This is a genomic window from Chamaesiphon sp. OTE_8_metabat_110 (genome assembly GCF_031382685.1).
Taxonomy (GTDB): Bacteria; Cyanobacteriota; Cyanobacteriia; order Cyanobacteriales; family Chamaesiphonaceae; genus Chamaesiphon.
Genome location: NZ_JANMZA010000652.1, coordinates 1 through 12,593, shown reverse-complemented (window position 1 = coordinate 12,593; position 12,593 = coordinate 1). Strand labels below are relative to the sequence as shown.

Below are 12,593 nucleotides of genomic sequence, written 5' to 3'. Positions count from 1 at the left end.
TTTTGATGCTTCTCTGGCTCGAATACCCCACGACAGAACCGTTGCGGATCGAGTATCTCTAACAAGGCTGTGAAGCTGTTAGAGTGCCCATTATGGGGAGTCGCCGAGAGAAATAACTTATGTTCAAAACGCAGGGCTAACTCCCGCATAGTTTTGGTGAGTTGAGAATCGAGTCTCGTTCCGAGAGGCTACGCCAACGCATACCTGAAATAGCAGCCCAAATCTGCTCTCCATCTCCTCTTGCCATTGCCGTACCACCGAAGGCGGACAAGCAATTACCACCCGCCGAATCTTCTGGCGCATAATCATTTCCCGCAAGATTAGCCCCGCCTCGTTGGCGAAGCCTCTCCCCCTGGAGAATCGTTTTCCCCAAGCCCACATCATCAGCAATAAACAGCGAGACACGAGGCATCAACAAAGCCTTCCGCAATGGCTCCAACTGATACGCCTTAACTTCAATCCCCGCCCGATAAGGAGCCTGAAACAACTTGGGATTGGTAGAAGTAACGCAATTCCAGCGCAGGGTATGGAGATAAGCCGAGAAGTAGTGGGGTCGATTCTCCGAGGAGACGCTACGCGAACGAATCCCTGTTGAGCAACCTGCTCCCAAGTCGAATTTCCCAAAATCTCCGCATCGATCTCCCGCGCCCAAAAGACTTCTATCACTTGCCCCTGAGCATCATCATTCAAGCAAGCCAGTGACACCAATGTATCCCCTTGAGGATGAATCGGCAGAGTAACGGCTTCGACTAAATACTGACGGGCGCGGACGTTAACGATCTGCCCTATTTCGGGGGTAGCAGGCATGGTGGGAGATGGATGCAATGTCCCACAATCTTATCCCAATTAGCAAAATAGCTTACATTGAAGAAATATCAACAACGAAACTTAGAATGTGAAAAAACGCCATCCCAAAGCTTTTGGTCACGATCGCAGCAGCAACACTCTCTCATCCACATATTGATGAGCCAGTTATAAAATATTGTGAAATAACTTATATCGATCGCTTGGAAAAAGGTCGAGAGTGGGAGAACTTATCGGATCTACCTAATATTATAAAATGTTGATCTGGGCTATCTGGTGAATTATTAAATTTCCCACCCGATCTAGTCACAGTTCAGATGGTTCAGTTGCATTTACTGTATCGACAGGGCAGAAAGAGAACGTCGCTTTCAACAGCAGCCGCTACTCAAGGATGTCAAAGGTGGTGATTTTCTCCAAGCAGTGTGCCTAATTAGTACTTATTTTCGACGTTCGCGTTACCTCCAAGCGACCTCCGATCGGGCTAGAGAGCAATTACATGGAGTTGGTTGTACGGGACGGGAAATTTTGAACTTAACCTATTCAGCAGTTCATAAAATAACAACTAACTGGAGCATGGCGACAATCGGCGGTAAACCTAATGGTCATCGAGAAATTGTCCTCAATGAAAATTTGCAACTAAGAATTAGAACGTTACAAGAGTATGTACCTCTATTTCTGCAACTAGTTCACAAATTACTCAAAATCGATCGATATTCACTCGTGTTCCAGCCGCCAGATATTCACCCGATCTCTCCAGCCCCAACGTTGAAGGCTCGGTTAGTGGTAATTAAAGGTTTTCAAGAGCCAGAACCATTTATTCGGGCAGTAAAGTACCAACTTCAAAAATTGGAGATTGACGATAGTAACGTTTATATTCCCAACAACAATTTAAGTCTGCCCGATCGCAAAGCCCTAAAAGTACACGAACACAAAGTTGTTGGTTTTAGTGTTGTTGTAGATAAGCTCGATGCTCTTGATTCGTTGGCGTAGCCTCTCCCGTGGAGAATCGCGTTGCAGATTGCTGGCTGTGGCGGCAAGCAAAAGATGGGATGTGGGTTCTTTACCTCTTTTTCGATACCGCTAATAAAGCCACCCTACAGTTCAATCTAGCCGGACTGACTGCATTATTTAGATCCCATTACAGTGCTAGTTTTGTAGAACGGGAGCAATTAAAACCCAGAACGAAAGGGGCGCAAAATTTTAGAATAACTCAGCGAGAAATTTATGATGCCGATACCGATCGATCGACACCAACCGATATCTATATTTATCAAGATATAGTTCCACAAGGGTATTTAGTTCAAAAATAATGAGGGAATGCTGATGGAAGATCGGGCAAGCTTTTTCTTTTTACTTCACTTTTGGAGTTACGTTGCCCAGATTTACCAGCCGACCCACGTTGATGCTAAAGATCGACCAAAATTGCATGGTTACGCGATCGCCATCGGACTGATGAGGTTGCGGATCGAGCATTTAGCGTTAAAATTGAGACAGATGCCTAGATCGAGGTAAATCATGACTTCATCAACACAATTACTGGCTATCCTGGGAATTCCGGGTTCGACAAATTTAGCTTCAGCGAATGCAGATATTGAAGTAGTAAGGCGCGGATTCTCGATCGAGTCTTTTAAGCGAGTTGCTAGTTACTACCAACTTTCAGATGCCGATCTGTCCAAGGTGGTAGGAACTTCAGTACGCACGATCGTCAGACTTCAAAAAGAAGACAAGCCTTTAAACGCCACTTGGTCGGACCGATTGTACCGAATGGCGAGGGTTGCAGCTCAAGCGCAGGATGTATTTGAAAGTGCTGATACGGCGACTAGCTGGCTGAAACGACCCAATCGAGCGTTAAATGGTCATGCTCCTGTCGAGCTACTCGATACAGATGCCGGGACAGAGCAGGTATCGGAATTACTCGATCGAATTGAGTATGGAGTGTACAGTTGAGTTTGAGTCTGTGGCGAATTTCTAAGCGTAAGTATGCAGATACAGCTTTTAGTGGTGAAGGTGCAAGACGAGTCGGCGGACGCTGGAATTCTCGCGGACAGGGGATGGTCTATACTTCGGGAACGCTCTCATTAGCAGCGTTAGAAGTCTTTGTCCACATGGAAGTTGAAGATGTTGCGGCGATGTTGGCTGGTATTCGAGTCGATGTGCCACCAGAGGTAAAGATCGACTATTTAGAAGTGGCTCAGTTACCGATAGATTGGCGTCATATTCCTGCACCTGTTGTTTTGGCGAATACGGGCGATCGATGGTTTCAAGCGGGGTCAACGGCGATTTTAGCAGTGCCTTCGGTAGTTATTCCAATAGAGTACAACTATCTAATCAATCCAGCCCACCCCGATTTTGCTAAGTTAAGTTTAGGATCTTCGCAACCATTTGAGTTAGATCCCAGACTTTGGAAAAATAATTAATTATTCTTGATATTCAATTATGTGGATCGCATGTGGAAAGCTCCACAATTACAGGTGCGTGATCGCTGGGTTGGACTAACTTTCGTGGCTCGATATCGATCGTGCAATTAGTGGCTCGATCGAATAAATCTGGTGTGAGATAAAGATGATCGATCCGCCAGCCGCGATTGCGCTCGAATCCCTGTTGACGATAATCCCACCAGCTAAAATGTCCGCCTGTGGTGGTGAATTTCCTAAAACTGTCTTGGAAGCCTAAATCGAGCACAGAGTTACGGAGTAGTTCGCGTTCGGTGGGAGTTGCCATGACGCGATCTAAAGATACCGTTTTGCTATGGATATCGATATCTTCGAGGGCAATATTAAAGTCGCCACAGACGCAAATTGACTGCTGACCGGATGTAATGAGGGTGTTTAGATATGTACCTAATAATTCCAACCACCGCAGCTTGTAAGCGTATTTATCGCTGCCTAATGTATTTCCATTCGGGACGTAGAGATTCACGATCTGGACGCCATCGAGAGTGCCAGTAATTACCCGCTTTTGTTCGTCTAAATCGCCGACTAATTCGGCTGCTAAGATGCCACCAAAACCTTTGCTAACATTAGTTAGTGGCTGTTTGCTAAATATGGCTACCCCATTGTATGATTTTTGGCCAGAGATATAGACATGATAACCACAAGCTTCGAGCGCGGCGATCGGAAATTGTTCGTCAGTGGCTTTACTTTCTTGGATGCAGAGGACATCGACTGGATTTTGTTGCAACCAATTTGTGACAATATCTAGCCGTGTCCGAATCGAGTTGACGTTCCAAGTAGCAATTTTCATTAGGCTTTAGGCTTGAGGGATTAGGCTTTAGGATTTGGGTTTTGGTAGGGTGGGAACTGCCCACCACATAACTCATAGCTAATTCTAGCAGCTAAAATAATCAGGGAAGTAGTATAGATGCAATTTTTATAAAATATATTCTGCCTGAAACATAGCTGGTGGGCACTGCCCACCCTACTAACTAAATCAATTCTCAATTAACTTATTAACTCCTTTGGCATCACAAATAAACCATCTGAATCAGTTTCAATATCGATCGATTGGGTGACGGCATCGATATTGAGAGTGCCGTAGATATGTGGAAATAAATTCTGAGGATCTGCACCTTCGTACTTGATTTCCGAAGTGACTCGATCGACATCAATCATCAAAATAACTAGGTCTATTTGCTGCTGGAAAAAGCGATTGGCAGATCCGATAACTTGGGCTAATGTAGAACAGTGAATAAAACCTTCAGTTAATAATGAATCGCTGCGATAAGTCCCGGTATTTTTGGCGGTCTCCCAGCGATCGCGAGAGGTAATATGCAGGATAGTATTCATTAGTTAGGTAAGAGGTAATAGGTAAGAGGTAAGAGGTAATAGGTAATAGGTAATAAGTAATAAGTAATAGAGATTCACTATTCACTATCCACTATCCACTATCCACTAAAACACTATCCACTAAAACACTATTCACAATTCGATGATTCAGCAGTAGCAGCGGCAATAATTGTGGAGACATCTTGAGGTCGAATGTGATAATACCATATTCTGGCTGGTAGAACTAATGCCATCGGCCCATTGCCACAGTTGCCCAAACAGCCGCAACCTTCATAGGCGATCGTCGGGGGCTGGATCGCTCGAAAAGCGGCTAAAACGTCTGCTGCACCTTGTTTGCGACAAGTCCGATTTTGACAGACGAGGATGCAAATCGGTTCGGGCGATCGCTGAGCATCAACTAAATTGTCAGCCATTTTTTAATAGATCTCCTGCAAAAGTAAAAACAAAATATTTACTAATATTGTTTTCCCTAAACCCCAAATCCTAAAGCCTAAGACCTAAAGCCTATTGCCATAAATCTCCAGAAATCGTATCGATATCTGGAAGGCTTAAAAAATGTTGGATCGTCTCGTTGAGCTGTTTGAGTTTGACTGGTTTGGTGAGATATTCATTGGCTCCAGCAGCCAGACATTTAGCACGATCGCCTTCGAGGGCAAGGGCGGTGAGCGCGACGATCGGACTTTTGGCGAGATCTGGCTGTTGGCGAATGGAAGCGATCGCGGCGAGTCCATCCATTCCGGGCATTTGAATATCCATTAAAATCAAGTCGGGATGAAACTTTTGGGTGAGTTCGATCGCGGCGGCACCATCGCCAGCGACGATCGGGCGATAGCCTTTGGCACTTAGATAGCTAGCAATTGTATTGATATTGAGTTCGTTATCTTCGACGATGAGGATCAGTGGTAGTTCTGGCAGATCTGGCGCGAACGTCTGCGTGGAGGTGGCGAGTTGCGGCGCTGCTTGACTCCCGCTGAGTGTCGTCAGATCGCTTGGCGAGTGGGTATCGGGTAAGCAGATATTGACGATCGAACCGCGTCCGGTGGCGGCACCGTTTCCGGGGATCGCACTGTGATACTCGATCGTCCCACCATGCAATTCGACGATCGGGTGTACCAGCATCAAGCCAAAGCCGCGACCTTGCGTATTCAGCTCGGCGGCAAATTGGGAGACGCGCTCGTTATCGTTGCGGGTGGGAGAGAGTTCTTTGCTAGTATCAATGACCGAAAACTGGATTGTCGATCGATCCGTTTCGCGCTGCTGCGGTTGGATCCTCACTGCCAATTTAACCTTACCGCCTACGGGAGTCGCATCGATCGCCCGTTCGAGCAGATCGATGAAGACTTGCCGCATCCGCTGGAGATCGACAGCGATATAACCAGTCTGCGGCGGTAGTTCGGTGTCGAGCTGGATTTGTTTTTGAATGGCGTGGTGCTGGACATAGGACGTGCTAGAGTTGCACAGCTCGGCGACAGAGACTTGGGTAAGATCTAGTGCTAGCTTCCCGGCTTGCAGTTGCGACAGATCCACCATGTTATTAATCATTGCCAGCAAGTAGCCTCCACTGCGATCGATCGTCGTCACCGCATTGAGTTGGCGTTCGTTCATCGTCCCGAAGACCTCTTCTAATAAGGCTTCAGACATCCCCAAAATCCCATTGAGCGGGTTCCGAAATTCATGGCTGAGGGTGGCAATAAATTCATCGGTAAAGTAGCTAGTTGCCGCGATGGGAGCTGGCTGGGCGGCGAATAAATGGGGATGAGTATATTCGAGGTAGTCGATTTTGGTCGTCACGCCAGCGGTGACATACAGATCGTAAGCTGCTTGCAAATAGACGGCAGCAACCTTGTCCTTACCACATTCTAAATACAGATCCGCCACCTGTTCGGTGGCGATCGCTTCGGCGGCGATCGATTTACTCACTCGCGCCTCCAAAATCGTCCGATCTAGCTTGTCGAGTCTGTCTACATATGGTGCCAACGTTTTCATTGGTGCTGCTTCTACCAGATCGTATTCATCTTGAAAATTCATCTGCATAAACTCAAGTAGCGATAGGGATGGATCTAACTACAGATCTGTATTCAAGCTTAATTATATTCTGCCAAGGATAATCATGCTCGATCGCGCTTATTCCTGGCAAAGATAGATCGAAGCCGATCGGTATAAACTAAATCGATCGATCGGGTATGTATTTAGTATACCCAAGCATACTTCAAGATTAATCTGTGGTCAATTTAAATGTAGACAATCTTGCACCCTCTAACCACTATTCACTATTCACTATTCACTAAAACACTAGTAATCTGTGGAGGCAAGATCTGAGTACAAACAATCTTGAATGAGCTGGTGCAATTCGAGCAGTTTGATGGGTTTGGTGAGGTAAGCCGCCGCGCCAAGTTGCAAACAGCGAGCGCGATCCTCAGTGCTAAAACCAGCCGTCATGGCGATAACGGGGCTGGGGAAGCGGCACAGCGCCTCAAAGGTCGCTCTCCCATCCGCGCTGGCAAGTTGGAGATCGACCAAAATGAGATCGGGAGCGTGACTGCGAGCTAGGTCGATCGCGGCGGGGGCAGTTCGAGCTACGATGACGCGATCGCCTTTGGCGGTGAGATAGTTGGCGAAAGTATCGATAATGACTTCACTACTTTCAGCTAGTAAAATCGTCGGCGCAACACGCGGCTGGGCGGGGGGATCTCGATCGGCGATCGTCTGGCTGGGGGTTGACTCTAGCTGCCAGCAATCCGGGGGTAGCATCACGCTAAAGCAACTGCCTTTGTTAACTTCGCTCGCGATCGTCACCGTACCGCCATGTAATTCGACAATTTGCTTGACTAGCACCAGCCCCAAGCCAGAGCCGGAGTATTTGCGATTGAGGCTGCTATCGATTTGGACGAAGGGTTGAAACAGCTTGGCGAGATCGGCATCCCTAATCCCAATTCCTGTATCGCTGACGGAAAAACACAACCAAGCCCCATCCGCCGCTGCGATGCTGACACTCAATTTAACCCGACCGCCAGGAGGCGTAAATTTGACAGCATTATTGAGTAAATTGATCAGCACTTGCCGCATCCGGCGTTCGTCTACAGCGATCCAATCTAGCGAAACCGCTAACTGGGTTTCGATCTGAATCTGCTTGGCGATCGCTTGGGGTTTGACTAAAAGTAAGCTAGATTTACACAGTTCGGTCAAACAGACGCGATCGAGATGGAGTTCGAGTTTACCTGCGGAAATTTTGGCAACATCGAGGATATCGTTAATCAGTGATAATAGATGTTCGCCACTTTGCTCGATTGTCGCGATCGCCTCTAGTTGTTGAAGGTTGAGTGTGCCGAAAACTTCGTCATCCTGTAAAGCTTCCGACATCCCCAGAATGGCATTGAGGGGAGTGCGGAGTTCGTGACTCATGGTGGCGAGAAATTCGTCCTTGAGTCGGGTGGCGCGTTGGAGTTCTTGGTTGGTTGATTCGAGGCGGTGATTGGTCTGCGAGAGTTTGGCTTCGGCGATTTTGCGTTCGTGTAACGCAGCTTGCTGTTCGGTAATATCGAGCATCACCCCATCCCAGACGATCGCGCCATCCGGTTGGAGTTCCGGACGCGCGGCATACTTAATCCATTTAATGCCACCAGCACGCGGCAGCATCCGCCCTTCCCAGGCGATCGGCGTCATCTGGCGTGCGGACTGAGCCATCACTCCGCGCAACTGAATGCGATCTTCGGGATGGATCGTATCGAGCGCGCAGTTAGCATCAGCCATCACCTCGGCGGGAGTAAGTTGGAGTAGTTCCCAGCAGCCCGAACTGACGTAAGGATAGGACATACTGCCATCCGGCGCGATCCGAAACTGATAGATAATGCCCGGAATATTATCAGCTAACTTTTGATACCGTCGTTCGGACTGACGCAGGGCGATCTCCATCGTCTGGCGATCGGTAATATCTCGACAGATGCAGATTAGTTTACCGTTGTCAAGTGAAAACAAGGTGACTTCTTGATTGAAAGTGCTACCGTCTTTGCGGAGCGCGATCGCTTCACCGCGCCAGCGACCACATTTACCGATCGCGGGGAAGGCTACGCTCTCAATCTGTTGGAGCTGGTCGGGAGTATACAAGCAGCGCCAATGGCGACCGAGTAGTTCGGCGACGGTATAGCTAAACAGATCGGCATGGCTCTGATTGAGATAAATAAACCGATCGCGATCGAGGATTGCAAAGCCATCTAGGGAAGCTTCGATCGCCGCCGAACGTTGGACGAGAGATTTGTATAACCGAGCATTATCTAGCGCGATCGCGGCTTGGTGACATAAAAAGGTAATTACGGTCTGGTGCTGCTGGGTAAAAATGGCGGGCTGGTGACGGTGTTCTAAATACACCACGCCTAAGACGCGCTCTTGTTTGACGATCGGCAGACAAAAGACGCTCGCAGGTTGATGTTCGAGTAAATAGAGGTCGGGAATCGCCAACGGTTGCCGCGCGTCCAAGAGCGCCGCTTGCTGGGTATTTTTAATCGCGTAAATTAAGTTAGCGGGATAGTCAAACCCATCGGCTAACGGTTGCGATAGCTGGGTCGTCGTCGCCTGGGTACCCTTGGCAATGACACTTTGGGAGCGAATCAGCCAGCGATCGGGATCGTCATCTGGCAAGACTAAAATACACGTCTGAGCGCCAGAATTCTGGAGCAGGATTTCACTTAGTTGCCGGATGAGTTCGGTTAGTTCGATCGTGCTTGCTAGGGTTTGGGCGGCTTGAATGACGATCGCCAGATCGAAACCAGTCGCATCCGTCCGCTCGGGCGGGACGGCGGCATAATTGGTAATCTGAGTTAGCGTTGCCAGAGCATCAACTTCGACCTGACGGGCAGCTAAAATCGGCGCTAAGAGCTGCGGATAGCGGCGTTCGAGGTCGGCGGTTTTGGCTTTAGCTCCCCATAAGACATAGCCATAATAAGCCGCCTGCATGTAAACTGCGGCAATTTTGGCTTTGCCCCAAGCTAGATAAAATTTAGCCGCCAGTTCGTTGGCTAAGGCTTCTTCTTGCGGGTATTCATTTGCCTTAGCTCCCGCGATCGCTCGATCGTACAATTCGATCGCTCGACTAAAATTGCCCAACACCCGACATTTTTCGGCGGCTACCAAATCGTATTGGTGTTGAAAATTACCGGGCATCGATCGAGCGCGTTTGCCTAACTCGCGGTGAGCCGCATCGATGCGCTTGAGTAATTTTTGCTGAACTCGTTTGTCGCTGTGGGAATAGGCTGCCAATCGCGTCAGGGCATCAAATAGCCAAATTCGCGCGATCGAGTAACCGCCCTTGGCTGAGTACTCATAGGGTAATTGAGCGTCGGCAGAGATTAAAGCATTGGGAATATCTTCAAAATGATAAGCCAGCAAAGTTTGGAAACCATACATCGTCGATAACAGGATGGCTTCATTTTTAGATTGCCACTGAGATACTAATGAGATCTCATCTTGCCCCTTAAAAATATCCGTCGGTCGATCTGATGGTGTATGTAAATTAACGATCGTCTGTCGCATCAGATCGAAAAACTGCTGGCTATTTTCGTCCTTCGAGCGGACGATTAATGCTGCTGCTGCCTCTAGGCGATCGACTACTTCATCTAACGGGATGCCAGCGTAAAATCTCGTGGCGATCGCGACCCCCGCATTGATACCGATATATTGTAAATCGGCACCCTCGATCGCCAGCCGCACACTCTCATCCAACATCGGGATCGTGCCGCGCAACGGCTCTTGCCAAGGTAGAGCATACCAAGGCGCAATTACTTTTACTCGTCCGGTAACTGCTAAATTAGCATACCGATCGGCTAGCATAATTGCCAGTTGCGCGATTCGATAAGCCTGTTTTAATTCACCCAAACTAGAAATTACAATGCAGTAAGTAGCATAAAAACTCGCCACCCAAGGGGTATTACCATCCCGCAAAGTCAGTCGAATACCTACAAAACTCACAACCGCCATCAATTCCTGCGAACAGAAAAAAGCTGAAAACTGTAACAGATTCAAGATGTTCAATCGGGCAATTTTTTTTGGATCGACAATCTCTGGTAAAGCTAACAATCGCTCGTTTGATTTACCCATCAGGGCAATTTTTGTTTTAACTAATTCTCGCAGCAGCGTTAAGCGATCGGGTTTTGGAGATATTTTAGTCCCTAATTGTTGCAGGATTGCTAGCCCACTAGCAATCGCCTGTTGATATTGCTTTTTAATCCCATGATACCGAATCATCGTCTCATAGCTTTTAGCGCGATCGAGCGGCGTCCGCGCGCGCTCTAAGACAATTTGCACCAATCCAGGTACCGATTCAAAGTCACCACTGAGGAAAGCCGCATCGGCGAGTGTTTCATAGAGTGCTAGCGTCAGCGGATATTGCTGCGTCCATCCCGACTCGCCCAGGATCTCCGTGCCGATCCGTGCATACCTAAAGGCTGCACCATAAGCATTGGCAGCTCTGGCTTGCCGCGCCGCTTGGAGATTGAGCTGTGCCAGCAGCGCACGTTCGGCTGGCTCCTGCACCAATGCCTTCGCCTTATTCCAATGACTGACGATCTCAAACAAATTTGCGAGCGGCGGTTGCGATCGAGTATTGGCGAGTAACAACCGTCCGATTTGTAAGTGCGTTTGTTGTTGCTGCTCGGAAATTAAGGAATATGCCGCCTGCTGGACGCGATCGTGCAGGAAGCGGTAGAGGGTAGAGGGTTGGGAGTGGGGGAGTGGGGGAGTGGGGGAGACTGGGCGAATGGGCGAATGGGCGACTGGGAGACTGGGCGAGTCGTCGGGAGCATGACTCCCACCAGCAACATAATCCTGTAAATCCTCCAAATCCTGTAAATCCTGGTCGAATTTGTATATTTTGCCGCTAGGCAAAATCAAACCAGCCTCTAATGCTTGCCACAGTAGAGTTTCCACACTCGATCGCGACTGTTCGGCAACGATTTCCAGGGTCTGAAGGTCGAAACTATTGCCGATACAGGCGGCTAATTTGAGGAGCTGTTGGGTTGGCGGCGGCAATTTTTGGAGCTGGGCTGCCATAAATTCGACAATATCATCGCTCAGTGCCAAAGTTTGGATGCTGGCGATGTCACATTCCCAATTGCCCTGGGCATTAAACCAGATCTCACCCGCGTCATATAAAGCCTTGAGAAACTGGGTGGTAAAAAACGGATTCCCTTCGGTTTTGAGGAAGATGAGTTCGGTTAGGGGTTGGGTTCGGGAGCGTGGACACCGTAACGTATCTGCGACCAATCGCGCCGTATCATCGAAGGTCAACGGTGCTAGACTAATCGTGCCGATCGCTCGATCGGCTTGCTGCAATCGCTCGATCGTCAACATCAATAAGTGCCTCGATGCCACTTCATTGTCCCGATACGCCCCCAAAATCAGTAAATAGCCCCTACCTGCCATCAATAGCTCGATCGACTCCAAAGAAGCCGCATCCGCCCACTGCAAGTCATCCAAAAAGATCGTCAGGGGGTGTTCGCGAGTGGTAAATACCGCAATTAACTTTTGAAACAAGCCATTAAATCGCTGCTGTGCCTCCGCTGGCGCTAACTCGACAGCAGGCGGCTGAGCGCCGATAATCTGCTCCAGCTCGGGAATTGCGGCGATTAACACCTGTCCGTTATGCCCCACCGCTGCCAAAATCTGACCTTTCCATGCGGCTACGCGATCTTCACCTTCGCTCGTCAACTGCGCGATTAAATCCCGCAGGGCTTGCACGAAGCCCCACAGCGGCAGATTTCGATTGAATTGGTCGAATTTACCTTTGATAAAATAGCCGTGCTGACGCGTAATTGGTTTGTGAACTTCATTAATCAGCGCCGTTTTACCAATCCCCGAACAGCCTGCAACCAATACCAAGTCGCTCGCCCCCGCCGCCACTCGATCGAACGTATCGAGTAAACTTTTGACAGCTAATTCCCGAACGGTTGTATGGGCGGGAATTAGCTGTTAAAAGTTTACTCGCTACGTTCGATCGAGTGGCGGCGGGGGCGA

Annotated in this window: 10 protein-coding genes and 1 pseudogene; 4 read left to right on the top strand and 7 right to left on the bottom strand. The window is 48.6% G+C overall.

Annotated elements, in window-relative coordinates:
- Positions 1-807 (bottom strand): annotated as a pseudogene (locus tag RMO52_RS24900) (helicase); the annotation flags it as partial.
- 417 nt (positions 808-1,224) lie between these two features.
- On the opposite strand from RMO52_RS24900, the gene RMO52_RS23545 reads away from it, so the two are divergent.
- Together RMO52_RS23545 and RMO52_RS23540 are read left to right on the top strand one after the other, a co-directional pair.
- Positions 1,225-1,794, top strand: a complete 570-nt coding sequence (locus RMO52_RS23545; protein ID WP_310419199.1) for a type I-MYXAN CRISPR-associated protein Cas6/Cmx6 — start codon at positions 1,225-1,227, stop codon at positions 1,792-1,794.
- 8 nt (positions 1,795-1,802) lie between these two features.
- Positions 1,803-2,114 carry a hypothetical protein gene (locus RMO52_RS23540; RefSeq protein ID WP_309737702.1) on the top strand — a complete coding sequence of 104 codons (312 nt, stop codon included), beginning with the start codon at positions 1,803-1,805 and terminating at the stop codon, positions 2,112-2,114.
- Between the two features lie 40 nt (positions 2,115-2,154).
- Here RMO52_RS23540 and RMO52_RS23535 read toward each other — a convergent pair whose 3' ends face one another.
- Positions 2,155-2,277, bottom strand: a complete 123-nt coding sequence (locus tag RMO52_RS23535) for a hypothetical protein (protein WP_309737703.1) — start codon at positions 2,275-2,277, stop codon at positions 2,155-2,157.
- A gap of 42 nt (positions 2,278-2,319) precedes the next feature.
- Between RMO52_RS23535 and RMO52_RS23530 the strand changes: the two genes are divergently transcribed.
- Together RMO52_RS23530 and RMO52_RS23525 are read left to right on the top strand one after the other, a co-directional pair.
- The gene (locus RMO52_RS23530) at positions 2,320-2,751 is read left to right on the top strand and encodes an antitoxin Xre/MbcA/ParS toxin-binding domain-containing protein (protein WP_310419197.1); all 432 of its coding nucleotides are present in this window, start codon (positions 2,320-2,322) and stop codon (positions 2,749-2,751) included.
- Complete coding sequence (locus tag RMO52_RS23525) at positions 2,748-3,221, top strand: RES family NAD+ phosphorylase (protein ID WP_310419194.1); 474 nt, start codon at positions 2,748-2,750, stop codon at positions 3,219-3,221. Before RMO52_RS23530 ends, RMO52_RS23525 begins: the two co-directional genes overlap by 4 nt.
- A 13-nt stretch (positions 3,222-3,234) precedes the next feature.
- Here RMO52_RS23525 and xth read toward each other — a convergent pair whose 3' ends face one another.
- The 5 genes from xth to RMO52_RS23500 all read right to left on the bottom strand — a co-directional run bounded on the left by xth (position 3,235) and on the right by RMO52_RS23500 (position 12,542).
- Positions 3,235-4,047, bottom strand: a complete 813-nt coding sequence (gene xth / locus RMO52_RS23520) for an exodeoxyribonuclease III (RefSeq protein ID WP_310419191.1) — start codon at positions 4,045-4,047, stop codon at positions 3,235-3,237.
- 197 nt (positions 4,048-4,244) lie between these two features.
- Complete coding sequence (locus RMO52_RS23515; RefSeq protein ID WP_310419188.1) at positions 4,245-4,589, bottom strand: DUF952 domain-containing protein; 345 nt, start codon at positions 4,587-4,589, stop codon at positions 4,245-4,247.
- 128 nt (positions 4,590-4,717) lie between these two features.
- Positions 4,718-5,002 carry a (2Fe-2S) ferredoxin domain-containing protein gene (locus RMO52_RS23510; RefSeq protein WP_309737709.1) on the bottom strand — a complete coding sequence of 95 codons (285 nt, stop codon included), beginning with the start codon at positions 5,000-5,002 and terminating at the stop codon, positions 4,718-4,720.
- Positions 5,003-5,093: 91 nt separating this feature from the next.
- Positions 5,094-6,617: a response regulator gene (locus RMO52_RS23505; RefSeq protein ID WP_310419185.1), complete on the bottom strand. Its 1,524-nt coding sequence runs from the start codon at positions 6,615-6,617 to the stop codon at positions 5,094-5,096.
- A 264-nt stretch (positions 6,618-6,881) separates the two neighbouring features.
- Positions 6,882-12,542: an AAA family ATPase gene (locus RMO52_RS23500; protein WP_310419202.1), complete on the bottom strand. Its 5,661-nt coding sequence runs from the start codon at positions 12,540-12,542 to the stop codon at positions 6,882-6,884.
- Positions 12,543-12,593 lie beyond the last annotated feature (51 nt).